The 25,267-nt window shown below is 52.8% G+C and carries 18 protein-coding genes; 9 read left to right on the forward strand and 9 right to left on the reverse strand.

The features are described from left to right. Positions 1-38 precede the first annotated feature (38 nt). From cmoM to FDW96_RS21645, 7 genes are all read left to right on the forward strand, one after another. The gene (cmoM, locus tag FDW96_RS21615; protein ID WP_061381859.1) at positions 39-842 is read left to right on the forward strand and encodes a tRNA uridine 5-oxyacetic acid(34) methyltransferase CmoM; all 804 of its coding nucleotides are present in this window, start codon (positions 39-41) and stop codon (positions 840-842) included. Beyond that, positions 835-2,157, forward strand: coding sequence for a chromosome partition protein MukF (gene mukF, locus FDW96_RS21620; protein WP_137366289.1), 1,323 nt, complete (start codon positions 835-837; stop codon positions 2,155-2,157). The genes cmoM and mukF overlap by 8 nt, the downstream gene beginning before the upstream one ends. Next, positions 2,138-2,842, forward strand: coding sequence for a chromosome partition protein MukE (gene mukE, locus FDW96_RS21625; RefSeq protein WP_042309434.1), 705 nt, complete (start codon positions 2,138-2,140; stop codon positions 2,840-2,842). The genes mukF and mukE overlap by 20 nt, the downstream gene beginning before the upstream one ends. Beyond that, positions 2,842-7,302: a chromosome partition protein MukB gene (mukB, locus tag FDW96_RS21630; protein WP_137366290.1), complete on the forward strand. Its 4,461-nt coding sequence runs from the start codon at positions 2,842-2,844 to the stop codon at positions 7,300-7,302. The genes mukE and mukB overlap by 1 nt, the downstream gene beginning before the upstream one ends. 261 nt (positions 7,303-7,563) lie before the next feature. Then, on the forward strand, positions 7,564-9,315 hold the full coding sequence (ldtD, locus tag FDW96_RS21635) for a L,D-transpeptidase (RefSeq protein WP_042309431.1): 1,752 nt from the start codon (positions 7,564-7,566) through the stop codon (positions 9,313-9,315). Between the two features lie 177 nt (positions 9,316-9,492). Beyond that, positions 9,493-10,041: a YcbK family protein gene (locus FDW96_RS21640; protein ID WP_003831948.1), complete on the forward strand. Its 549-nt coding sequence runs from the start codon at positions 9,493-9,495 to the stop codon at positions 10,039-10,041. A 28-nt stretch (positions 10,042-10,069) separates the two neighbouring features. After that, positions 10,070-10,717, forward strand: a complete 648-nt coding sequence (locus tag FDW96_RS21645) for an MBL fold metallo-hydrolase (RefSeq protein WP_061381856.1) — start codon at positions 10,070-10,072, stop codon at positions 10,715-10,717. Between the two features lie 54 nt (positions 10,718-10,771). On the opposite strand, the gene aspC is transcribed toward FDW96_RS21645, so the two are convergent. The 4 genes from aspC to pncB all read right to left on the reverse strand — a co-directional run bounded on the left by aspC (position 10,772) and on the right by pncB (position 16,594). After that, entirely contained in the window at positions 10,772-11,962 is a 1,191-nt protein-coding gene (gene aspC, locus FDW96_RS21650) for an aspartate transaminase (protein WP_061381855.1), read from the reverse strand. Between the two features lie 183 nt (positions 11,963-12,145). Then, positions 12,146-13,219, reverse strand: coding sequence for a porin OmpF (gene ompF, locus FDW96_RS21655; protein WP_042309425.1), 1,074 nt, complete (start codon positions 13,217-13,219; stop codon positions 12,146-12,148). A gap of 605 nt (positions 13,220-13,824) precedes the next feature. Then, entirely contained in the window at positions 13,825-15,225 is a 1,401-nt protein-coding gene (gene asnS, locus FDW96_RS21660) for an asparagine--tRNA ligase (RefSeq protein WP_038639361.1), read from the reverse strand. Between the two features lie 166 nt (positions 15,226-15,391). Continuing rightward, positions 15,392-16,594, reverse strand: a complete 1,203-nt coding sequence (gene pncB, locus FDW96_RS21665; RefSeq protein ID WP_042309421.1) for a nicotinate phosphoribosyltransferase — start codon at positions 16,592-16,594, stop codon at positions 15,392-15,394. A 266-nt stretch (positions 16,595-16,860) separates the two neighbouring features. Here pncB and pepN point away from each other — a divergent pair, with 266 nt between their 5' ends. Further along, on the forward strand, positions 16,861-19,473 hold the full coding sequence (gene pepN / locus FDW96_RS21670; RefSeq protein ID WP_137366291.1) for an aminopeptidase N: 2,613 nt from the start codon (positions 16,861-16,863) through the stop codon (positions 19,471-19,473). A gap of 96 nt (positions 19,474-19,569) precedes the next feature. Here pepN and ssuB read toward each other — a convergent pair whose 3' ends face one another. The 5 genes from ssuB to ssuE are packed head-to-tail and all read right to left on the reverse strand — an operon-like array spanning position 19,570 to position 23,821. Next, complete coding sequence (ssuB, locus tag FDW96_RS21675; protein ID WP_042309417.1) at positions 19,570-20,337, reverse strand: aliphatic sulfonates ABC transporter ATP-binding protein; 768 nt, start codon at positions 20,335-20,337, stop codon at positions 19,570-19,572. Beyond that, on the reverse strand, positions 20,334-21,125 hold the full coding sequence (ssuC, locus tag FDW96_RS21680; protein ID WP_137366292.1) for an aliphatic sulfonate ABC transporter permease SsuC: 792 nt from the start codon (positions 21,123-21,125) through the stop codon (positions 20,334-20,336). The genes ssuB and ssuC overlap by 4 nt, the downstream gene beginning before the upstream one ends. 11 nt (positions 21,126-21,136) lie before the next feature. Further along, entirely contained in the window at positions 21,137-22,282 is a 1,146-nt protein-coding gene (ssuD, locus tag FDW96_RS21685; RefSeq protein ID WP_137366293.1) for an FMNH2-dependent alkanesulfonate monooxygenase, read from the reverse strand. Beyond that, positions 22,279-23,253, reverse strand: a complete 975-nt coding sequence (locus FDW96_RS21690) for a sulfonate ABC transporter substrate-binding protein (RefSeq protein ID WP_137361083.1) — start codon at positions 23,251-23,253, stop codon at positions 22,279-22,281. The genes ssuD and FDW96_RS21690 overlap by 4 nt, the downstream gene beginning before the upstream one ends. Then, positions 23,246-23,821, reverse strand: coding sequence for an NADPH-dependent FMN reductase (ssuE, locus tag FDW96_RS21695; protein WP_042309410.1), 576 nt, complete (start codon positions 23,819-23,821; stop codon positions 23,246-23,248). The genes FDW96_RS21690 and ssuE overlap by 8 nt, the downstream gene beginning before the upstream one ends. A 367-nt stretch (positions 23,822-24,188) precedes the next feature. Between ssuE and pyrD the strand changes: the two genes are divergently transcribed. Continuing rightward, positions 24,189-25,199: a quinone-dependent dihydroorotate dehydrogenase gene (gene pyrD / locus FDW96_RS21700; protein WP_061381849.1), complete on the forward strand. Its 1,011-nt coding sequence runs from the start codon at positions 24,189-24,191 to the stop codon at positions 25,197-25,199. The last annotated feature ends 68 nt before the right edge of the window (positions 25,200-25,267 follow it).

Consider the following 25,267-nt stretch of genomic DNA (forward strand, 5'->3'; position numbering starts at 1 on the left):
TTACTTAGTCACCCTAAAGCCAGCATGTGGAGAGCCCGATGCGGGATCGCAATTTTGATGACATTGCAGAGAAGTTTTCCCGTAACATTTACGGCACCACCAAAGGTCAATTAAGACAGGCTATCCTTTGGCAGGATTTGGATCGATTATTAGCGACATTCGGTGAGCAAAAATTGCACATTCTGGATGCCGGCGGTGGTGAAGGGCAAACGGCCATCAAGATGGCGCAACGTGGGCACTTCGTGACATTATGCGATCTGTCAGGCGAAATGATCGCCCGTGCGCAACAGGCGGCAGAGGCAAAAGGTGTGAGCGGAAACATGCATTTTATACAATGCGCCGCTCAGGACGTTACTGCGCATTTGGAAACCCCGGTTGATCTGATATTGTTTCATGCTGTGCTGGAATGGGTGACGGATCCCGTCAGCGTATTACAAACGCTGTGGTCAGTATTGCGTCCCGGCGGCGCGCTGTCGTTAATGTTCTACAATGCTAACGGTCTGTTGATGCATAACATGGTCGCAGGGAACTTTGACTATGTGCAGGTGGGGATGCCGAAACGTAAAAAGCGTACGCTTTCACCGGACTACCCACGCGATCCGGGGCAGGTTTACCAGTGGCTGGAAGAGATCGGTTGGCAGATAACGAGTAAAACAGGCGTCCGTGTGTTTCATGATTATCTGCGGGATAAGCATAAACAGCATGACGACTACGAAATGTTACTAGAGTTAGAAACGCGCTATTGCCGCCAGGAACCGTATATCAGCCTTGGGCGCTATATTCATGTCACCGCGATTAAAAGTCCGGCCCGAGCCGCAGATGCAAGGATAACCTATGAGTGAATTTTCCCAGACAGTCCCCGAACTGGTTGCCTGGGCCAGAAAAAATGACTTCTCCATCTCTCTGCCGGTAGACAGACTTTCGTTCCTGCTGGCGGTCGCCACTCTGAACGGCGAGCGACTTGACGGCGAGATGAGTGAAGGTGAGCTGGTGGATGCGTTCCGCCATGTGAGTGATGCGTTTGAGCAAACCAGCGAAACCATTGGTGTACGCGCGAACAACGCGATCAACGATATGGTGCGTCAACGTCTGCTGAACCGCTTTACCAGCGAGCAGGCGGAAGGCAACGCGATTTATCGTTTGACGCCGCTCGGCATTGGCATCACCGATTATTATATTCGCCAGCGCGAATTCTCTACGCTGCGTCTTTCTATGCAGTTGTCGATTGTGGCCGGTGAATTGAAGCGCGCGGCGGATGCGGCAGCGGAAGGTGGCGATGAGTTTCACTGGCATCGCAATGTATATGCGCCATTGAAATATTCGGTGGCGGAGATTTTTGACAGTATCGATCTCACCCAGCGCATCATGGATGAACAGCAGCAGCAGGTGAAAGACGATATCGCGCAGTTGCTGAACAAAGACTGGCGGGCGGCGATTTCCAGCTGTGAACTGCTGCTTTCTGAAACTTCCGGGACGCTGCGCGAACTGCAGGATACGTTGGAAGCGGCGGGGGATAAGCTACAGGCAAACCTGTTACGCATCCAGGATGCCACGATGACGCATGACGATTTGCATTTTGTCGACAGACTGGTGTTTGACTTACAAAGCAAACTCGACCGCATTATCAGTTGGGGTCAGCAGTCTATTGATTTGTGGATCGGTTACGATCGTCACGTGCATAAGTTTATCCGTACCGCGATTGATATGGATAAAAACCGCGTCTTTGCCCAGCGTTTGCGCCAGTCCGTGCAGACTTATTTTGACGATCCGTGGGCGCTGACTTATGCCAACGCTGACCGTCTGCTGGATATGCGTGATGAAGAGATGGTCCTGTGTGACGAAGAGGTCACCGGTGAACTTCCGACAGATCTGGAATATGAAGAGTTTAACGAGATCCGTGAGCAACTGGCGGCGATCATCGAAGAACAGTTGGCTATCTACAAATCCAGACAAACGCCACTGGATCTCGGTTTGGTAGTGCGCGAGTATCTGGCGCAATATCCACGTGCGCGTCACTTCGACGTCGCGCGTATTGTTATCGATCAGGCGGTACGTCTTGGCGTAGCGCAAGCAGATTTCACCGGACTGCCAGCTAAATGGCAGCCGATTAATGATTACGGAGCCAAGGTACAGGCGCATGTCATTGACAAATATTGAACAAGTGATGCCGGTAAAGCTGGCGCAGGCGCTGGCGAATCCGTTATTTCCGGCGCTGGATAGCGCCTTACGTTCGGGCCGACATATCGGCCTGGATGAACTGGATAATCATGCCTTCCTGATGGATTTTCAGGAGTATTTTGAAGAATTTTACAGCCGCTATAACGTGGAACTGATCCGCGCGCCGGAAGGGTTCTTCTATCTTCGCCCGCGTTCAACGACGCTCATTCCGCGTTCGGTTCTGTCCGAACTGGACATGATGGTGGGTAAAATTCTTTGCTATCTCTATCTCAGCCCGGAACGCCTGGCGAATGAAGGGATTTTTACCCAACAAGAGTTGTACGACGAGCTGTTGACTCTGGCGGACGAAGCGAAACTGCTGAAGCTGGTGAACAATCGTTCAACCGGTTCGGACGTTGACCGTCAGAAGCTACAGGAAAAGGTACGTTCTTCGCTAAACCGTCTGCGTCGCTTAGGCATGGTGTGGTTTCTGGGCCACGACAGCAGCAAATTCCGTATCACGGAATCGGTCTTCCGCTTTGGCGCGGACGTGCGCAGCGGTGACGATCCGCGTGAAGCCCAGCGTCGCTTAATTCGTGATGGCGAAGCGATGCCGGTCGAAAACCGCCTGCAGCTTAACGATGAGCCCGAAGAGAATCAGCCGGACAGTGGAGAAGAAGAATAATGATTGAACGCGGTAAATTTCGCTCACTTACGCTGATTAACTGGAATGGTTTTTTTGCCCGTACGTTCGACCTGGATGAACTGGTTACCACGCTGTCCGGTGGTAACGGTGCGGGTAAATCCACGACCATGGCGGCATTTGTTACGGCGCTCATCCCGGATTTAACCCTGCTGCATTTCCGTAATACCACCGAAGCCGGTGCGACCAGCGGTTCACGTGACAAAGGTCTGCACGGTAAGCTCAAAGCGGGTGTCTGTTACTCAATGCTTGACGTCCTCAACTCCCGCCATCAGCGCGTGGTTGTCGGCGTTCGTCTGCAACAGGTTGCCGGTCGCGATCGTAAAGTGGATATCAAGCCGTTTGCCATTCAGGGGCTACCGATGTCGGTGCAGCCCACTCAGTTGGTTACGGAAACGCTGAATGAACGCCAGGCGCGCGTCCTGTCTCTCCCTGAGCTGAAAGAGAAGCTTGATGAGATGGAAGGCGTGCAGTTTAAGCAGTTCAACTCGATAACGGATTATCACTCGCTGATGTTCGATCTGGGCATCATTGCCCGTCGTCTGCGCTCTGCGTCCGATCGTAGTAAATTCTATCGTCTGATTGAAGCCTCGCTGTATGGCGGTATCTCCAGCGCCATTACTCGCTCACTGCGTGATTACCTGCTGCCAGAAAACGGTGGCGTGCGCAAAGCGTTCCAGGATATGGAAGCCGCGCTGCGTGAAAACCGCATGACGCTGGAAGCGATTCGCGTAACCCAGTCTGACCGCGATCTGTTTAAGCATTTGATCAGCGAAGCGACCAACTACGTGGCAGCAGATTATATGCGCCATGCCAACGAGCGCCGTATTCATCTGGATAAAGCGCTGGAATATCGTCGTGAACTGCATACCTCACGCAAGCAGTTGGCTGCTGAGCAGTATAAACACGTAGATATGGCGCGCGAGCTGGGCGAGCACAACGGTGCGGAAGGCGATCTGGAAGCTGATTACCAGGCCGCAAGCGATCACCTCAATCTGGTGCAAACCGCGCTGCGTCAGCAAGAAAAAATTGAACGCTATGAAGCGGATCTCGAGGAATTACAGATCCGTCTCGAAGAACAAAATGAGGTCGTCGCGGAAGCCGTTGACCGCCAGGATGAAAACGAAGCCCGCGCGGAAGCTGCTGAGCTGGAGGTGGATGAGCTGAAAAGTCAGCTTGCCGATTACCAGCAGGCGCTGGATGCCCAGCAAACGCGAGCTATCCAGTATGCCCAGGCAATTCAGGCGTTAAGCCGGGCCAAAGAGCTGTGTCACTTACCGGATCTGACAGCCGACAGCGCTGCTGAATGGCTGGAAACCTTCCAGGCCAAAGAGCAGGAAGCTACAGAAAAACTGTTGACGCTGGAACAAAAAATGAGCGTGGCGCAAACCGCGCACAGTCAGTTTGAACAGGCTTATCAGCTGGTGGCGGCGATCAACGGCCCACTGGCGCGTGGTGAGGCCTGGAGCGTGGCGCGTGAACTGCTGCGGGAAGGTGTTGAGCAGCGTCACCTGGCAGAACAGGTTCAGCCGTTGCGTATGCGACTCAGCGAGCTGGAACAGCGTCTGCGCGAACAGCAAGACGCCGAACGTCTTCTGGCGGAATTCTGCAAGCGTCAGGGTAAACAGTTCGATATCGATGAGCTGGAAGCGCTGCACCAGGAGCTGGAAGCGCGCATCGCCGCTTTGTCGGACAGCGTATCGTCCGCCAGCGAACAGCGAATGACGCTGCGTCAGGAACAGGAACAGCTGCAGTCGCGTATCCAGCATTTGATGAAACGCGCACCGGTCTGGCTGGCCGCGCAAAATAGCCTGAATCAACTTAGCGAACAGTGCGGCGAAGAGTTTACTTCCAGCCAGGACGTGACCGAATATCTGCAGCAATTGCTGGAGCGCGAGCGTGAAGCCATTGTTGAGCGCGATGAAGTTGGCGCGCGCAAAAACGCGGTTGATGAAGAAATTGAACGTTTAAGTCAGCCGGGCGGGGCGGAAGATCAACGTCTGAACGCGCTGGCGGAACGCTTCGGTGGCGTGCTGCTGTCAGAAATTTATGACGACGTTAGCCTTGAAGATGCGCCGTACTTCTCCGCGCTGTACGGTCCATCGCGCCATGCTATCGTGGTGCCGGATCTGTCGCTGATTACCGAACAACTTGAAGGCCTGACGGATTGTCCGGAAGATCTCTATTTTATCGAAGGGGATCCGCAGTCGTTTGATGACAGTGTTTTCAGCGTTGATGAGCTGGAAAAAGCGGTGGTGGTGAAAACCGCCGAACGTCAGTGGCGTTATTCCCGCTTCCCGACGGTGCCGATTTTTGGTCGTGCGGCGCGCGAAAGCCGTATCGAAACCCTGCATGCCGAGCGTGAAGGGCTGTCTGAACGTTTTGCCACGCTCTCTTTTGACGTCCAGAAAACCCAGCGCCTGCATCAGGCGTTCAGCCGCTTTATCGGCAGCCATTTGTCGGTGGCGTTTGAAGCCGATCCAGAAGCGGAAATTCGTCAGTTGAACAGCCGCCGTGTTGAGCTGGAGCGTGCGCTGACCAATCATGAAAATGATAACCAGCAAAGCCGTATGCAGTTTGAACAGGCGAAAGAGGGGGTTTCTGCGCTGAACCGCCTGCTGCCGCGTTTGAATCTGCTGGCCGATGAAACGCTGGCCGATCGCGTGGACGAAATTCGCGAGCGTCTGGATGAAGCTCAGGAAGCGGCGCGTTTTGTGCAGCAGCACGGTAATCAGTTAGCCAAACTGGAACCGATGGTTTCGGTTCTGCAAAATGACCCTGAGCAGTTTGAACAACTGAAGGAAGATTACGCGTATTCCCAGCAGATGCAGCGTGATGCGCGTCAGCAGGCGTTTGCGCTGACTGAGGTCGTACAACGCCGGGCGCACTTTAGCTATTCCGATTCAGCCGAAATGCTGAGCGGAAACAGCGATCTGAACGAAAAACTGCGCCAGCGTCTGGAACAGGCGGAAGCTGAACGTACCCGCGCTCGTGAAGCGCTGCGCAGCCACGCCGCGCAGTTAAGCCAGTACAACCAGGTCATGGCGTCTCTGAAAAGCTCCTATGACACTAAAAAAGAACTGCTCAACGATTTACAACGTGAACTGCAGGATATCGGCGTTCGTGCTGACAGTGGCGCGGAAGAGCGTGCCCGTATCCGTCGTGATGAACTGCATGCGCAGCTCAGTAACAACCGTGCGCGCCGTAACCAACTGGAAAAAGCGCTGACCTTCTGCGAAGCGGAGATGGATAACCTGACCCGCAAATTGCGCAAACTGGAACGCGATTATTTTGAGATGCGCGAACAGGTGGTCACCGCGAAAGCCGGCTGGTGTGCGGTCATGCGCATGGTGAAAGACAATGGCGTTGAACGCCGTCTGCACCGTCGCGAGCTGGCGTATCTTTCTGGCGATGAACTGCGTTCGATGTCGGATAAGGCGTTGGGCGCGCTGCGTCTGGCGGTGGCGGATAACGAACACCTGCGTGATGTGTTGCGCATGTCTGAAGATCCGAAGCGCCCGGAACGTAAAATTCAGTTCTTTGTCGCGGTTTATCAACATCTGCGTGAACGTATTCGTCAGGATATTATTCGCACCGACGATCCGGTGGAAGCGATTGAACAGATGGAGATCGAACTGAGCCGTCTGACGGAAGAATTAACCTCGCGTGAACAGAAGTTGGCGATCAGCTCCCGCAGCGTGGCGAACATCATTCGTAAGACGATTCAGCGCGAACAAAACCGTATCCGTATGTTGAACCAGGGTCTGCAAAGCGTATCGTTTGGCCAGGTAAATAGCGTTCGTCTGAACGTCAACGTGCGTGAAACCCACGCCACCTTGCTGGACGTACTTTCCGAGCAGCATGAACAGCATCAGGATCTGTTTAACAGCAACCGTCTGACCTTCTCTGAAGCGCTGGCGAAGCTGTATCAGCGTCTGAATCCGCAGATTGATATGGGGCAACGCACGCCGCAAACCATTGGTGAAGAGCTGCTGGACTACCGTAACTATCTGGAAATGGAAGTCGAGGTTAACCGTGGTTCAGACGGCTGGCTGCGTGCTGAATCTGGCGCACTGTCAACCGGTGAGGCGATCGGGACCGGGATGTCGATCCTAGTGATGGTTGTACAAAGCTGGGAAGATGAAGGTCGCAGACTGCGCGGGAAAGATATCTCGCCTTGTCGTCTGCTGTTCCTTGATGAAGCTGCGCGACTTGATGCCCGCTCTATCGCGACCCTGTTTGAACTGTGCGAGCGTTTGCAGATGCAGCTGATTATCGCTGCGCCGGAAAACATCAGCCCGGAGAAAGGCACCACCTACAAACTGGTGCGTAAAGTCTTCCAGAACACCGAGCACGTTCACGTGGTGGGTCTGCGTGGGTTTGCCCCGCAGTTACCTGAGCCACTGCCAGGAACTGAAGACGCTTCCTCGCAGGCAAGCTAAGTAAGAAGGCGGCTAAATAGCCGCCTTCTTCTTTTCTGAAAAGCACATAATGCCTGGTGTAATTTCTTTAGACTTCTTTACATTAGGTTAGGCAAAAACTATTTGATGTTTATATACTAAAGGTAAGCCTAACTCGTGGCAGGCTTGCTCGTCATACTTCAGCGTGTATTGGCGTTTTACAGGTCCGACCCCAGCAAAACATAAGGGGAATGCATACGGCCTGGCTACTCAAAGTATGATAAAGAAAACAGGGGGCAAGGGATGTTGCTTAATAAAATGTGTGGTCGTCGGCTGTCGGCAATCAGTTTGTGCCTGGCCGTAACATTCGCTCCACTGTTCAATGCGCAGGCCGATGAGCCTGAAATGATCCCTGGCGATAGCTCAGCGTCCGTCAGTGAACAGCCAACAGCGTTACCGCAACCGCAGGTTCAATCTTCCGCGACTGCTATCATGGCGGGTATTCAACCGCTGCCGGAGGGCGTGTCTGTCGATAGCGCTCGCGCCAAATTACAATCTCAACTTCCCGCGGGCTTCACGCCGGTTTATATGAGCCAGCTGGAATTGCTGTATGCCGCTCGCGAAATGAAACCGATGTGGGAAAATCGAGATGCGGTAAAAGCGTTTCAGCAACAGTTAGCCGAGGTGGCGATTGCCGGATTTCAGCCGCAATTTACCACCTGGGTCGCATTGCTTACCGACCCGGCGGTAACGGGTCAGGCGCGAGACATCGTGCTTTCTGATGCCCTGATGGGATATCTGCACTTTATCGCAAATATCCCCGTCAAAGGTAATCGCTGGCTCTACAGTAATAAGCCCTATGCGCTGGCAACTCCGCCGATTTCCGTGATCAACCAATGGCAGGTGGCGCTGGATAATGGGCAACTGACGTCGTTTATTACCGGCCTGGCGCCTCAGCATCCGCAGTATGCAGCCATGCATGAATCGTTGTTAAAACTGGTGAGCGATACGCGTCCCTGGCCGCAGTTAACCAGTACCGCGACGCTGCGTCCTGGCGAGTGGAGTAACGATATCCCCGCGTTGCGTGAAATCTTACGCCGCACCGGGATGCTTGAATCAGTCGTCAGTACGGCTGCTAAAGAAGGGCGTAGCGCTTACGGCAGTGAACTGGTTGCGGCGGTGAAGCGTTTCCAGACGTGGCAGGGGTTGGGGGCCGATGGCGCCATTGGACCCGCAACGCGTGACTGGCTGAACGTAACGCCCGCTCAGCGTGCAGGTGTGCTGGCGTTGAATATTCAGCGTTTGCGCCTGCTGCCGAGTGATTTGTCTACCGGTATCATGGTGAATATTCCTGCCTACTCGCTGGTTTATTATCAGAACGGCAATCAGGTGCTAGCCTCACGCGTTATTGTCGGGCGTCCCGATCGCAAAACGCCGATGATGAGCAGTGCGCTGAATAATGTGGTCGTTAACCCACCGTGGAACGTACCGCCGACGCTGGCACGTAAAGATATTCTGCCTAAGGTGTGGAATGACCCGGGATACCTTGAGCGTCACGGCTATACCGTAATGCGCGGCTGGAATAGCAAAGAGACGATAGATCCATGGCAGGTTGACTGGGCGACCATTACCGCATCGAATCTGCCGTTCCGCTTTCAGCAGGCGCCGGGCGCGCGTAACTCGCTCGGCCGTTATAAATTTAATATGCCGAGTTCAGATGCTATTTATCTGCACGATACGCCAAACCACAACCTGTTCCAGAAAGATACGCGGGCGCTTAGCTCAGGCTGCGTGCGTGTGAATAAGGCATCTGAGCTGGCGAATATGCTGCTACAGGATGCGGGCTGGAATGATACGCGCATCTCGGACGCCCTGAAGCAAGGGGATACGCGGTACGTGAATATTCGTCAGAATATTCCGGTCAATCTTTACTACCTGACCGCGTTTGTGGGGGCGGATGGGCGGACGCAGTATCGTACAGATATTTACAATTACGATCTGACAGCGCGATCCAGCGCACAAATTGTGTCAAAAGCCGAACAATTAATCAGATAAATGAAGCAGTTCGAGGAAAATGATTGTCGTAAGTTATGTTGGAAATGGGGCTAAATGGCTGCAAGCCCCGTATTTCCTGGGGTTGGGAGCCTTGACGTGGACTACTTAGCCAGATAAGGTTTCCCGCGTGCGCTAGAGCATACATACGATAACATTGACCTTGTAGACCTTAATACCATGGACAAATTTGACGCTAATCGCCGCAAACTGCTGGCGCTTGGTGGCATTGCCCTCGGCGCTGCCATCCTGCCTACGCCTGCGTTTGCCACACTCTCCACCCCACGTCCGCGTATATTGACTCTGAATAACCTGCATACCGGTGAGTCAATAAAAGCAGAGTTTTTTGATGGCAGGGGCTATATTCAGGACGAATTAGCAAAACTTAACCACTTTTTCCGTGATTTTCGGGCCAATAAAGTGAAATCCATTGACCCGGGATTGTTTGACCAACTCTTCCGTCTGCAGGGTCTGCTGGGCACGCGTAAACCCGTACAGCTGATCTCTGGCTATCGCTCAATCGATACCAATAATGAACTCCGTGCGCGCAGCCGTGGTGTCGCTAAGAAAAGCTACCACACGAAAGGCCAGGCTATGGATTTCCATATTGAAGGCATCGCATTAAGTAATATTCGCAAAGCTGCGTTATCTATGCGCGCAGGTGGTGTAGGATACTACCCCAGCAGTAACTTTGTGCATATTGACACCGGACCTGCACGGCACTGGTGATCCGTAAGCTTAATGAAACAGGAGCTGTATGAACTATCGTATTATTCCGGTCACTGCATTTGCCCAGAACTGCTCGTTAATCTGGTGTGAGCAGACACGTCTGGCCGCGCTGGTCGATCCCGGCGGCGATGCCGAGAAAATCAAACAGGAAGTGGATGCCAGCGGTCTGACGCTTATGCAGATCCTGCTTACCCATGGTCATCTTGACCACGTAGGGGCGGCGGCTGAACTGGCACAGCATTATGGTGTACCGGTTATTGGCCCGGAAAAAGAAGATGAGTTCTGGTTACAGGGGTTGCCTGCTCAGAGCCGGATGTTTGGCCTGGGAGATTGTGAGCCGCTGACGCCCGATCGCTGGTTAAATGAAGGCGATCGGGTAAGCGTGGGTAATGTCACATTACAGGTGCTCCATTGTCCCGGTCACACGCCAGGGCATGTGGTCTTCTTTGATGAGCAGTCAAAGTTACTGATTTCGGGTGACGTGATTTTCAAAGGTGGCGTAGGGCGCAGTGATTTCCCGCGCGGCGATCACAGTCAATTGATCGATTCGATTAAACGTAAACTGTTGCCGCTGGGCGATGACGTGACGTTTATTCCGGGCCACGGTCCACTTTCTACGCTGGGCCACGAACGGTTACATAACCCGTTTCTGCAGGATGAAATGCCTGTCTGGTAAAACCGCAGATAAATAAAAAGGCCGCGATTGCGGCCTTTTTTTGTGCGCTATTGATTACAGTACTGCGACAATCGCTTCGCACAGCGGCGCCATGTTATCTGGCGTCATTCCGGCTACGTTTACACGTCCGGAAGCGACGGCATAGACACCAAACTCTTCACGCAGGCGCAGAACCTGCTCTTTGGTCAGGCCGCTGAATGAGAACATGCCGTTTTGTTTGATGATAAAGCTGAAGTCGCGGCTTGCACCTTTCTCCTGCAGCGTATTCACGAACAGTAAACGCATGCGCTGAATGCGTTGGCGCATATCAGTCAGCTCTTGTTCCCAGATGGCGCGCAGCGCGTCGTTGCTCAGAATCGTAGCGACTACGGATGCGCCGTGTGCAGGCGGGTTGGAATAGTTAGCACGAATGGCTGATTTCATCTGGCTAAACGCGCGGTCAACGGTTTCAGCATCGGCTGCAACCAACGTACAGGCACCTACGCGCTCATTGTACAAACCAAAGTTCTTGGAGTAGGAGCTGGCGACGATCAGCTCTTTGTGCAGTGCCGCGAATGCGCGCAGACCTTCCGCATCTTCTTCCAGACCACGGGCAAAACCCTGGTAGGCGAAGTCAAACAGCGGCAACCAACCTTTATCGACGGAAAGCTGAGCCAGCGTTTGCCACTGCTCCAGCGTAGGATCGATACCGGTTGGGTTATGGCAGCAGCCGTGGAATAACACCACGTCGCCTGCCTGCGCTTCGCTGAGGCTTGTCAGCATCGCATCAAAGTCTAATGAATGGTTTGCCGCATCGTAATAATTATATTCACGAACTTCCAGACCGGCAGAGTTAAAGACGCTCTTATGGTTCGGCCAGCTTGGGTTGCTCACCCAAACGCGTTTAGCCGAGGTGTTTTTTGCCAGGAAATCAGCTGCTACACGCAGTGCGCCAGTGCCGCCTGGGGTCTGTGCCGTACGTGCGCGTTTGTCGTTGATAAGCGAACTCTCTTTGCCAAACAGTAATTCCTGAGTGCAACGACCAAACTCTGGAATACCGTCAATGCCAAGGTAGTTTTTGGTGGTTTCATTTTCCAGTATATATTGCTCGGCTTTTTTAACGCTGGTCAGTACCGGCGTTTTGCCTGTCTCATCTTTATATACACCGATCCCGAGGTTTATTTTTCCTGGGCGGTCATCGGCACGAAACAAATCAGCCAGACCCAAAATGGGGTCGGCAGGAGCGGCGGTAATGTTCTCAAACATGACGAGGTTCCATAGTGATTACAGAAGAGAAGTCCGCTATCAGGTTAACGGTAGATTTACAAAATGCCAACCGTTACTGACGAAAAGCTGAGGTGTTTTTTTAAGACGCAAGAATCCGCTAGCAGAGATAAAAAAACAGGACCGAAGTCCTGTTTTTTAGGCATTTAACAAAGAGGTCTGCTATTAGAACTGGTAAACGATACCCACTGCAACGGTGTCGTCAGAGCCTACGCCCAGTTTGTTGTCAGAATCGATCTGGTTGATGATGTAATCAACATAGGTGGACATGTTTTTGTTGAAGTAGTAAGTCGCACCCACTTCGAAGTAGTTCACCAGATCTACGTCACCGATACCTTCAATGTCCTTACCTTTAGATTTGGTATAGGCGAGGGACGGACGCAGGCCGAAGTCGAACTGATACTGGGCAACCAACAGCACGTCTTCAGTTTTGTTAGCATAACCGTTAGCGATACGGGTTGCGTTGTGGGTTTCGCTGTAGTTCGCCGCCAGGTAGATGTTGTTCGCATCGTACTTAACGCCGGTCGCCCACTGCTCAGCTTTGTCGCCATGACCGCGCAGAGCCGGGTTTTGTTGAGCATCGGTACGGTCAGCCGCACCATAAGCACCTACGATACCGAAGCCGTCGAATTCGTAGCTGATAGAACCGCCAACGCCATCGCCGTTAGAGCGACGAACGTCATCACGCTCGTTTTTGCCCAAGTACTGAACGGCGAAGTTCAGGCCTTCAACCAGACCGAAGAAGTTGGAGTTACGGTAGGTTGCGAGACCGCCGTTACGCTGGGAGAAGAACTGGTCAGAAGCGGCGGTATCACCACCGAATTCTGGCAGCATATCGGTGTAACCCAGTGCATCGTATACGACACCGTAGTTACGACCGTAGTCGAAGGAGCCTGCATCGCCGAATTTCAGACCGGCAAACGCCAGACGAGTTTTGTTACCGTCCTGCGCGTTTGAGCCTTCAGCATTGTTGCCGGCAAAGTTGTATTCCCACTGGCCGTAGCCGGTCAGTTGGTCGTTAATCTGAGTTTCCCCTTTGAAACCAAGACGGGCGTATGTCTGATCGCCGTTAGCAGCGTAGGCATTTTCACCGTTGTGCTTGGAAAAATAGTGCAGACCTACGGCTTTACCGTAGATATCTACTTTGTTGCCATCTTTGTTATAAACTTCTGCAGCGTTAGCTGCCCCGGCTACCAGCAGAGCAGGGATAACCACTGCCAGAATATTGCGCTTCATCATTATTTATTACCCTCATCGGTTTTTATATGACACCTGCCACTGCCGCCAATAAATTCCGTCAATTAAAATTTACGGAACTATTGATGAGAGTTTGGTGTCTTTATGTGTCTGACAGGCATCTTTCCATTCAAACTACCGTTTCGCTACTCTCAAAGTGCTACAAATATAAAGATTTAGTTTCAAAAAGAAAAAATATGTAACAATATGTTATTTTTGTGCAACTTTGTGAACAACTTCAAAGTTCAGATGTCTGCGCGCTAAAAATCGCCGCCGTTATTTCTATTTATATGATTTTCTTATGTTTAATTTTGCTAAGACCGCTTTTTCTCTGCTGTGACTAAAAGGACTGATTTTACCGAAGGCAATTTATGGACATCTGGATTGCTATGTAAAAGGTTAAAAAATGTACTATTTAATCAGAAAATGCTAATCCACAATAAAATTGCTGATTATTTTTTGTGCAAATGTGTTGCGGTGAAATATTACGTAACAGGAAGAGGGGAATCGAAGGGTTGTATTTAACGTGTGATGGGGATCCCTGTTACGTGGAGCGGTTACAAAAAAGGCCAGCAATGAATGCTGGCCTTTGAATTAAAAATTCAGCTTTAGAAGCTGGCGTTACGCGGAGTACGTGGGAACGGAATGACATCACGGACGTTCTGCACGCCAGTAACGTAGGCAATCAGACGCTCGAAGCCTAAGCCGAAGCCGGAATGCGGAACAGTACCGTAGCGGCGCAGGTCGCGATACCACCAGTAATCTTCTTTGTTCAGACCCATCTCCAGCATACGGGCATCCAGCACGTCCAGACGCTCTTCACGCTGAGAACCACCGATGATTTCACCGATTCCCGGGGCCAGTACGTCCATTGCCGCAACGGTTTTACCGTCTTCGTTAAGGCGCATATAAAACGCTTTAATATCTTTCGGATAGTTTTTAACCACGACTGGCGCTTTGAAGTGCTCTTCAGCAAGATAACGTTCGTGCTCGGAAGAGAGATCCACACCCCAGTAAACCGGGTTTTCAAACTGTTTGCCGCATTTTTCGAGAATGCTTACCGCGTCGGTGTAGTCCACCTGCGCGAAGTCGGCGTCAATGAAACGTTCCAGGCGTGAAATCGCATCTTTGTCGACACGTTCAGCGAAGAATTTCATATCATCCGCGCGCTCTGCCAGTACGGCCTTGAAAGCATACTTCAGCATGGCTTCAGCGAGGCCTGCCACGTCGTCCAGGTTGGCGAAAGCCACTTCTGGCTCCAGCATCCAGAACTCCGCCAGGTGACGGCTGGTGTTAGAGTTTTCTGCACGGAACGTCGGGCCAAAGGTATAAATTTTGGACAGGGCGCAGGCGTAGGTTTCGCCGTTCAACTGACCAGAAACGGTCAGGAAGGCTTCTTTACCGAAGAAGTCTTTATCGAAATCAACTTTTCCCTGATCGTTACGCGGCAGGTTTTCCAGATCCAGCGTAGAAACGCGGAACATTTCACCCGCACCTTCCGTATCGGAAGCTGTAATCAGCGGCGTGGATACCCAAAAGAAACCCTGCTCGTGGAAAAAACGATGCAGCGCTTGCGCCAGCGTATGACGTACACGCGCTACCGCACCAATCATGTTGGTACGCGGACGCATATGCGCGACTTCACGCAGATACTCAATGCTGTGACGCTTGGCCGCCATTGGATAAGTGTCAGGATCTTCAACCCAGCCCGCGACTTCAACCTCAGTGGCCTGAATTTCAAAGCTCTGTCCCTGTCCAGGCGACGCAACGACTTTACCCGTTACGATAACTGAACAGCCCGTTGTCAGGCGCAATACGTCCTGATTGTAATTGGGCAGAGAATTATTGATGACGGCCTGTACAGGATCAAAGCAGGAACCGTCATAAACGGCGAGGAAGGAGATGCCAGCTTTTGAATCTCGGCGGGTACGCACCCATCCGCGCACGGTGACTTCGCTGTCAACGGCTACGCGGCCCTGGAGTACGTCGGCTACAGGCACAACGCTCATAATATTCTCTCTGTTAATAGTCGGATATATAAACACATGTCCACCCGTAATGGGGGGGATACCTATGTTACCTGGCATCTGCAATCAGACAAGCAGAATTCGTTGCTGGAGTGAAAGATTTCGGAAATAAACGCGAAAAGGGAGCCGATGTGGCTCCCTGTGAGGATTAACTGGCTTTTTTAATATGCGGCAAATCGAAAGCTTTGCGCAACGCACGAACAAACGCTTTATCGTGGCAGATGGTTTTGCCGGGGCTGTCAGATAACTTCGCCACCGGTTTACCGTTACACTCCACCAGCTTGATAACAATATTGAGCGGCTTAACCTGCGGAATATCACACGTTAGCCGTGTACCAATGCCAAAACTCAACTGTACGCGAGAAGAGAAGTGGCGGTAGAGCTCAATCGCTTTTTTCAGATCGAGGTTATCTGAGAACACCAGCGTTTTGCTCAGCGGATCAATCCCCAGTTTTTCATAATGGGCAATGGCTTTTTCACCCCATTCTACCGGATCGCCTGAGTCGTGACGTAAGCCCTGGTAACGGGTCGCAAACTCGACGCCAAAGTCGCGTAAAAACGCGTCCATGGTGATGCAGTCGGTCAGTGCAATCCCGAGTTGGTCAGGATATTCATTTAACCATGCGGCCAGCGCAACACGCTGGCTGGTGGCAAGCTCTGGGCTGATTTGCTGATGAGCCTGGAACCACTCATGCGCCTGTGTACCCATCGGGGTTAATGACAGACGGCGGGCGAGATCGTAGTTGCTGGTGCCGACAAACCAGGATTCTTGCTGCAAGCGTTTAACAATGGCCTGCTGTACTTCGCGTGAAAAACGACGGCGCGTACCGAAATCCATCAGATGGAAGCGGGACATATCGACATCTTTCGTTAAAGCAGAGAATTCGACTAGTTTGCTTTCCAGCTCATTGAGTGCCTGTGGAACGCCTGATTCGGGCGAACGGTAACGGTGCACCAGTTCGCTGATAACTGCCAGCAGCGGGACTTCCCACATGATCACTTCACGCCATGGACCGGTTAAGCGGATGTTCAGCTTACCGTTATCGTTGGTGACGCAAACTTGTTCCGGCTTATAACGGAAATCGCGTAACCAGGCGAGGTAATCAGCTTTAAAGAAAGGCAGGCCGGAGAGCCACTGGTACTCGTCCTCCTGCAGCCGCAGGTGCTGCATAGCATTCACCTGCTCACGAATAGCATCAGCGTAAATACCGAGCAGGTCATCGCCACGGCAACGAAATTCAGCCGCTACTTGTACATCATAGTAGTGGTGAAAAACGGCTTGCTGCATATGCAACTTATAAGCGTCTGTATCCAGCAGCGAGTGCAGAACAGGAGAAGCGAATTGTGTCATAGGTGCGCAGTAGCATCCTCTCACGGGAGCGTTTAGTACAATAAACAACTAAGAAAACCGCTGGAGTATACCCTGTTTAGCGATTTATTGAACCCCGATCACACCATAAGCTCTCTTTCTGGTCGAGGGCAATTCGTGCCACGTGTTATGAAAATGTAGCAAAAAGGGTGTTTGTGCCTGAAAAGATGAACATTCTGCGTAGCGCGATTTACGCAACAGGAATAGACTGAAGCCGAGACTCTACCAAAGATGCTAAAGGTTTTTTTATGACACAACAGCCACAAGCCAAATACCGTCACGACTATCGTGCGCCGGATTACCAGATTACTGATATTGACTTGACCTTTGACCTGGATGCTGAAAAAACCGTGGTCACCGCAGTGAGCCAGGCTGTCCGTCATGGTGCGTCCGATGCGCCCCTGCGGCTGAATGGCGAAGATCTGACCCTGGTGTCAATCCACGTGAACGACGAACCGTGGACAGCGTATAAAGAAGAAGAGGGCGCTCTGGTTATCAGTCAGCTGCCGGAACGTTTTACGCTGCAGATCGTGAATGAGATTAGTCCGGCGGCCAATACCGCGCTGGAAGGACTGTATAAGTCCGGCGATGCGCTGTGCACCCAGTGTGAAGCGGAAGGGTTCCGCCATATTACCTGGTATCTCGACAGACCCGATGTTCTGGCGCGTTTTACCACCAAAATTATCGCCGATAAAACCCAATATCCGTTCCTGCTCTCTAACGGCAATCGCGTGGCGCAGGGTGAACTGGAAAACGGTCGTCACTGGGTGCAGTGGCAGGATCCGTTCCCGAAACCGTGCTATCTGTTTGCGCTGGTAGCCGGTGATTTCGATGTCCTGCGTGACACCTTTACCACCCGCTCAGGGCGTGAAGTTGCGCTGGAACTGTACGTCGATCGCGGCAATCTGGACCGTGCGCCGTGGGCAATGACCTCGCTGAAAAACTCCATGAAATGGGATGAGGAGCGTTTCGGCCTCGAGTATGACCTCGACATCTATATGATTGTCGCCGTTGATTTCTTCAATATGGGCGCGATGGAGAATAAAGGTCTGAACATCTTTAACTCCAAATATGTGCTGGCCCGCACCGATACGGCCACCGACAAAGACTATCTCGATATTGAACGCGTTATTGGTCACGAATATTTCCACAACTGGACCGGCAACCGTGTGACCTGTCGCGACTGGTTCCAGTTGAGCCTGAAAGAGGGTTTAACCGTGTTCCGCGATCAGGAGTTCAGTTCCGATCTCGGCTCACGCGCGGTAAACCGTATCAGCAATGTACGTACCATGCGCGGCTTGCAGTTTGCCGAAGACGCCAGTCCGATGGCGCACCCTATCCGCCCGGATATGGTCATCGAAATGAACAACTTCTATACCCTGACCGTGTACGAAAAAGGTGCTGAAGTCATTCGTATGATCCACACCCTGCTGGGTGAGGCTAACTTCCAGAAAGGGATGCAGCTGTACTTTGAGCGTCATGACGGCAGCGCTGCTACCTGTGATGATTTTGTGCAGGCGATGGAAGATGCGTCCAACGTCGACCTCTCGCATTTCCGTCGCTGGTACAGTCAGTCCGGTACGCCGATTCTGACCGTGCGTGATGACTACAATCCGTCAACGGAACAATACACGCTGACCATCAGTCAGCGTACGCCAGCCACGCCGGATCAGGCCGAGAAACAACCGCTGCATATTCCTTTCGCCCTCGAGTTGTATGACAACGAAGGGAAAGTGATCCCGCTACAAAAAGGCGGGCATCCGGTGAATGCCGTGCTCAACGTGACCCAGGCAGAACAGACGTTTGTCTTTGATAACGTCTACTTCCAGCCGGTTCCGGCACTGCTGTGCGAATTCTCCGCACCGGTAAAACTGGAATACAAATGGAGCGATCAGCAACTAACCTTCCTGATGCGTCACGCGCGTAACGATTTCTCGCGTTGGGATGCGGCGCAAAGTCTGCTGGCGACCTATATTAAGCTCAACGTTGCCCGTCATCAGCAGGGACAGCCGCTGTCGCTGCCGGTACATGTGGCCGATGCATTCCGCGCGATTCTGTTGGATGAGAAAATCGATCCGGCGCTGGCGGCAGAAATCCTGACGTTACCTTCGGTGAACGAAATTGCCGAACTGTTCGAGATCATTGATCCCGTGGCGATAACGGAGGTTCGCGAAGCATTGACCCGCACTCTGGCGGCTGAACTGGCGGATGAATTCCTCGCCATCTATAACGCTAATCATCTTGACGAGTACCGCGTTGAGCATGCTGATATTGGCAAACGTACGCTGCGCAATGCCTGCCTGCGCTTCCTGGCCTTTGGCGAAACCCATCTGGCTGACACGCTGGTCAGCAAGCAGTACCGTGAAGCGAACAATATGACTGACGCCCTGGCGGCGCTGTCCGCTGCTGTGGCGGCGCAACTGCCATGCCGCGACGCATTGATGCAGGAGTATGACGATAAGTGGCATCATGACGGTCTGGTGATGGATAAATGGTTTATCCTGCAATCCACCAGCCCGGCGAGAAACGTGCTGGAAACGGTACGCGGTCTGCTGAAGCATCGTTCCTTCAGTATGAGTAATCCGAACCGCATCCGTTCGCTGATTGGTGCTTTTGCGGGCAGCAACCCGGCGGCTTTCCATGCGGAAGATGGCAGCGGTTATCAGTTCCTGGTCGACATGCTGACTGAACTGAACAGCCGCAATCCGCAGGTGGCGTCACGTCTGATTGAGCCGTTGATTCGTTTAAAACGTTATGATGCCAAACGTCAGGCGAAGATGCGTGCGGCGCTGGAACAGTTGAAAGGCCTCGAGAATCTCTCCGGCGATCTGTTTGAGAAGATTGACAAAGCGTTAGCCTGAAACGTTGACCTGTAGTTTAGTAGGCCGGATAAGGCGGTAACGCCGCCATCCGGCAAAAGGCCCGGTAAGCGCTACCGGGCCTTGTTTTCTGAGTGTTTATCCATGTCGACGGATCGGTTGTTCCGTCTCGCCGCGTTTCATAACCCGGTTCAACACTTCCGCTTCCAGCTCGGCTAACCGCACCGATCCCAAACGGCGGGGGCGCTGAATATCCACCGTCAGATCCAGCCCGATTTTGCCATCTTCGATCAACAGCACGCGGTCTGCCATCGCGACGGCCTCACTGACATCGTGCGTCACCAGCAGCACCGTAAAGCCGTGATCCTGCCACAGCGAGACGATCAGATCCTGCATCTCAAGACGGGTTAACGCATCCAGCGCGCCGAGCGGTTCATCCAGTAACAACAGACCAGGGCGGTGAATTAATGCCCGCGCCAGGGCCACGCGCTGTTTTTGCCCGCCAGACAGGGCGGCAGGCCACTCCTGTGCCCGGTTTTCCAGGCCAACAGCGGCCAACGCATTACGGGCCGCATCGCGCCATTGACCTTTCAGCCCCAGACCAACGTTATCGATAACCGTTTTCCATGGCAGCAGACGCGCATCCTGAAACATCATGCGTGTATCATCCTGAATCTCTGCCAGTGGGGTGGTTCCGGCAAGTAATGCGCCTGAAGTGGGCGATTCCAGCCCAGCCAGCAGGCGCAGCAAGGTGCTTTTGCCACCGCCGCTGCGGCCCACTACGGCAACAAATTGCCCTGCCGGAATATGCAGATCTAATTGATTCAGCACCGTATTGGCGGCGTATTGTTTGGTCACTGCGCTCAGCAAAAGCGGCGTACCCTGATTCAAGCGAGCGGTATTCATACAGTAGCCTCCTTCACATGGTAAGCCGGGTTCCAGCGCAGCCAGATCCGCTCCAGCAGTTGGGCGCTGACATCGGCAAGTTTGCCGAGCAGGGCATAGAGAATGATGGCCACTACCACCACGTCGGTTTGCAGAAATTCTCGGGCATTCATCGCCAGATAACCAATGCCGGCATTGGCTGAAATAGTCTCCGCAACGATCAGCGTCAGCCACATCAGGCCGAGAGCAAAACGTACGCCAACCATAATCGAGGGCAGGGCACCGGGGAGGATCACATGGATAAACAGTGAAAAGCCGGACAACCCATAGCTGCGCGCCATCTCCACCAGGCCGCGATCGATATTGCGGATCCCGTGCCAGGTGTTGATGTAAATCGGGAACAGAGTGCCCAAGGCGACGAGAAAGATTTTGGCGGATTCATCAATGCCGAACCACAAAATCACCAACGGGATCAGCGCCAGATGGGGGACGTTACGCAGCATCTGTACCGACGTATCCAACAGGCGTTCCCCCCAGCGTGAAAGACCGCTAATGAGTCCCAGCATCAAACCTAACGATCCACCGATCGAGAATCCGATCAGCGCGCGCCAGGAGCTGATCGCCAGATGCTGCCAAAGCTCGCCGCTGGCGGAGAGCGTCCAGAAGGCTTCGACCACGCCCTCCGGGGAGGGCAGGATGCGGGTGGATAGCCAGCCCATTGACGAGGCTATCTGCCAGAGCACCACCAGACCTACCGGCAAAAACCAGGGTGCAAGGCGCAATAACCACCTGTTTTTCGGTGTTGTCATCAGCGTGCTCCTTAGCTTTGCGCGACCTTACGAGGAATAAATTCGTTAGCCACCGCTTCGCCTTGTTGGTGCAGACGCTGTGGCTGTGGAATTTCAGGGATCGATACATCCAGATGCGGGAACAGTAGCTCGCCAACTTTGTACGTCTCTTCCAGATGCGGATACCCCGACAGCACAAAGCTGTCGATACCCAGCGCGGCATACTCGTTGATACGCGCCGCGACGGTAGGACCGTCACCGACCAGCGCGGTCCCGGCGCCGCCACGCACCAGTCCAACGCCAGCCCACAGGTTTGGGCTAATCTCCAGTTTGTCGCGTTTACCGTTATGCAGCGCGGCCATCCGCTGCTGGCCAACCGAATCCGTTCTTGAGAAGGCGGCCTGAGCTTTGGCAATCGTGTCGTCATCAAGATGAGAAATCAGACGTTCCGCTGCCTGCCACGCTTCATCCGTCGTCTCCCGCACGATCACATGCAAACGAATACCAAAGCGGATCTTACGTCCCAGCGCTGTCGCTTTGGCCCGTACTTGCTCAATCTTCTCTTTGACCTGTTCAGGCGGCTCGCCCCAGGTCAGATAGAGATCAACCTGCTCGGCAGCCAGGTCTTGCGCGACATCGGAAGAACCACCGAAATAAAGTGGCGGCCAGGGTTGTTGTACGGGAGGAAAAAACAGCTTCGCGCCGCGGACGTGCATATGTTTGCCGTTGAAATCGACAGTTTCCCCCTGTAACAGCCGACGCCAGATCTGGGTGAATTCAGCAGAAGCTTCATAGCGCTCGGTATGATCAAGAAACACGCCGTCGCCAGCCAGCTCCTGTGGATCGCTACCGGTCACCAGGTTAAACAGCGCCCGGCCGTTAGAGAGTCTGTCGAGCGTTGCTGCCTGGCGCGCGGCAACCGTTGGCGATGTTACGCTTGGACGCAGCGCGACCAAAAACTTGAGCCGCTGGGTAACGGGGATCATCGAGGCGGCTACCAGCCAGGCATCTTCACAGGAGCGACCGGTTGGGATCAACACGCCGGTAAATCCCAGACGATCGGCGGCCTGTGCGATTTGCTGCAGATAGCCGTGATCGACCGGACGCGAGCCTTCTTCCGTTCCCAGATAATGACCGTCGCCGTGGGTAGGTAAAAACCAGAACATGTTCAGACTCATAATTTTGCTCCTGTCTGCTGAGTGGGTTGCCAGATACGCTGGCGAATATCGATTTTTTTCGGCACCAGACGATTGTCATAAAACAGATCGGCGGTTTGTTGTTGCAGGGCGGCAACCGAGGCGCTGACGGGCGAGATGGTCGTTGGCGGCCGGTGATCAAGATAAGACGCAATCACCGGCTCTGGCAGCCCCATGGTTTTGGCCAGCAGGGTAATACTTTGTTGGCGCTGGCTGAGGGTTAACGCATCAGCCTGGCTAAAGGTATCCAGCACGCCAAGAACAAACGCGCCATTTTTCTCGGCATAAGGACGCGCGGCGAGATAAAAGGAGCCGGTCTGTTTGAGATCTGAGCCGTCTTTTAGCACGCGCACATCACCCTGCAGCAACGCGGCGGAATAGTAAGGATCCCAGATAGCCCACGCATCAACGTTACCTTGCTGGAAGGCTGCTCTGGCATCTGCGGGTGTCAGATATGTTGGTTGAATATCGGTAAATTTCAGCCCGGCCTGTTGTAAGGCTCGCAGCAATAAATTGTGGGCGCTGGAACCTTTCTGGAAGGCGACTTTATGCCCTTTGAGCTGCGCCACGCTCTGGATCGGGCTGTTTTTGGGCACCAGAATCACTTCGGCTTTTGGTTTGGGCGGCTCAACGCCAACGTAAACAAGATCGGCTCCAGCGGCCTGGGCGAAAATCGGTGGAATGTCACCGGTACTGCCGAGATCGATACTGCCAATATTGAGTGCTTCCAGCATTTGCGGCCCTGCCGGGAACTCAATCCACGAGATTTTGGTCTGCGGGTAGCGTTTCTCCAGTAGCTGATGGCTTTTAGCCAGCACCATGCTGACGCTCCCTTTCTGGTAGCCTATGCGCAGCGCGTCTGGTGCAGACTCTGCGGCATGGGCGAGCGTTGAAAGTGACAGCAATCCGGTCAACGCCAGCCAAGGCGTGTGACGTTTGAGCAGATTAAGCATGGGCGGCACCTCGCAGAGCATTCAATTGAGGGAGTTGGACGTCGCGACGATGCAACGCTAGCCAGAAGGTGTCGAGCGCATTGTCCAGACGCAGTTGCAGGTTGGGCGTAAACTGCGGTTTATGTTGATAATCAATCACCTGTGAATCATCAGCAAAAACACCGTGCAGGATTTCCTGGGCTTTTAACGCGCTCAGCACCGGCTTAAGTGCGTAATCAACGGCCAGTAAATGCGCAACGGTACCGCCTGTTGCCAGTGGCAAAACCACTTTGCCTTCCAGTGCGCGTTCGGGAAGCAGGTCAAGCAACGTTTTCAACGCACCGGAGTAAGCTGCTTTGTAGACTGGTGTTGCCACAATCAATCCGTCGGCGTCGTGTAGTTGTTCGACAAAGGTTTTCAGCGCCGGGCTGTCGAAGCGCGCATAAATCAGGTCTTCTGGGGCAAAGTTGTGCAGATTCCAGTGACAGACTTCGACATCCTGGCTGTTCAGTTTTTCTCGGGCGTATTCCAGTAACGCGCTGGAGCGAGAGGGGAAGCGTGGGCTTCCCGCCAGAGTAATGACGCGCATAATTTCAATCTCCCCTTATAACCAATTGTTCGCTTTTATTTAACATTGATAACAATTTGTGCAGTCTGGCAGAGAGATTTTGTTTATCGAAATGATTTATACGGCATAGAAAAGTTGAAAAATAAATATACCCGTCATACTTCAAGTTGCATGTGCGTTGGCTTTCCTCGCTCACCCCAGTCACGTACTGGTGTACGCTCCTGGGGATTTACTGCGTCGCCGCCTTCCTGCAACTCGAATTATTTAGGGTGTAAAAAGCAGGGGCGAGGAAAACGATTGCTATTTATTGCCGCAGGTCAATTCCCTTTTTGCTCGTGATCGCACATAATACGCCCCCGGTTTGCACACCGGGAATCCAGGAGAGTTCATGTACTACCCCTTCGTTCGTAAAGCCCTTTTCCAGCTCGATCCTGAGCGCGCTCATGAATTGACATTCCAGCAGTTACGTCGCATTACCGGCACGCCGCTCGAAGCGCTTGTCCGCCAGAAAGTACCCGCAAAACCGGTTACCTGTATGGGGCTGACGTTTAAAAATCCGCTCGGGCTTGCTGCCGGACTGGATAAAGACGGGGAGTGCATTGATGCGCTCGGTGCGATGGGATTCGGTTCAATTGAGATTGGTACCGTGACGCCACGTCCCCAGCCCGGGAACGATAAACCACGTCTGTTCCGTCTGGTGGATGCGGAAGGTTTGATCAACCGCATGGGATTCAATAACCTGGGTGTTGATAACCTGGTAGAGAACGTTAAGAAATCACATTTTGACGGCATTCTCGGCATTAATATTGGTAAGAATAAAGATACTCCGGTAGAAAACGGCAAAGATGACTATCTGATTTGTATGGAAAAAGTCTATGCTTATGCCGGTTATATCGCGATTAATATCTCTTCACCGAATACGCCGGGATTACGCACGCTGCAATACGGTGAAGCGCTGGACGATCTGCTAACGGCAATTAAAAATAAGCAAAACGATCTGCAAGCGATCCACCATAAATATGTTCCGGTGGCCGTAAAGATCGCGCCGGATCTTTCCGTCGAAGAACTGATCCAGGTCGCCGACAGTTTAGTTCGCCATAATATTGATGGCGTAATTGCAACTAACACCACTCTCGATCGTTCTCTCGTACAGGGAATGAAAAATTGCGATCAAATGGGTGGGTTGAGCGGTCGTCCGTTACAATTAAAAAGTACAGAAATTATTCGCCAGTTGTCTCAGGAATTAAATGGTCAGTTGCCGATTATTGGCGTTGGCGGTATCGACTCGGTCATCGCCGCGCGTGAGAAAATAGCCGCTGGCGCTACCCTGGTACAGATTTATTCGGGCTTTATTTTTAAAGGTCCACCATTGATTAAAGAAATCGTCAGCAATATCTGAATGCTACCTTAATCACAATCCAGGGCTTTATTTCTAGCCCTGGTTGTTTTATATTCCTTTACTGTTGC

The sequence above is a fragment of the Citrobacter sp. TBCS-15 genome (genome assembly GCF_005280815.1).
Taxonomy (GTDB): domain Bacteria; phylum Pseudomonadota; class Gammaproteobacteria; order Enterobacterales; family Enterobacteriaceae; genus Citrobacter; species Citrobacter werkmanii.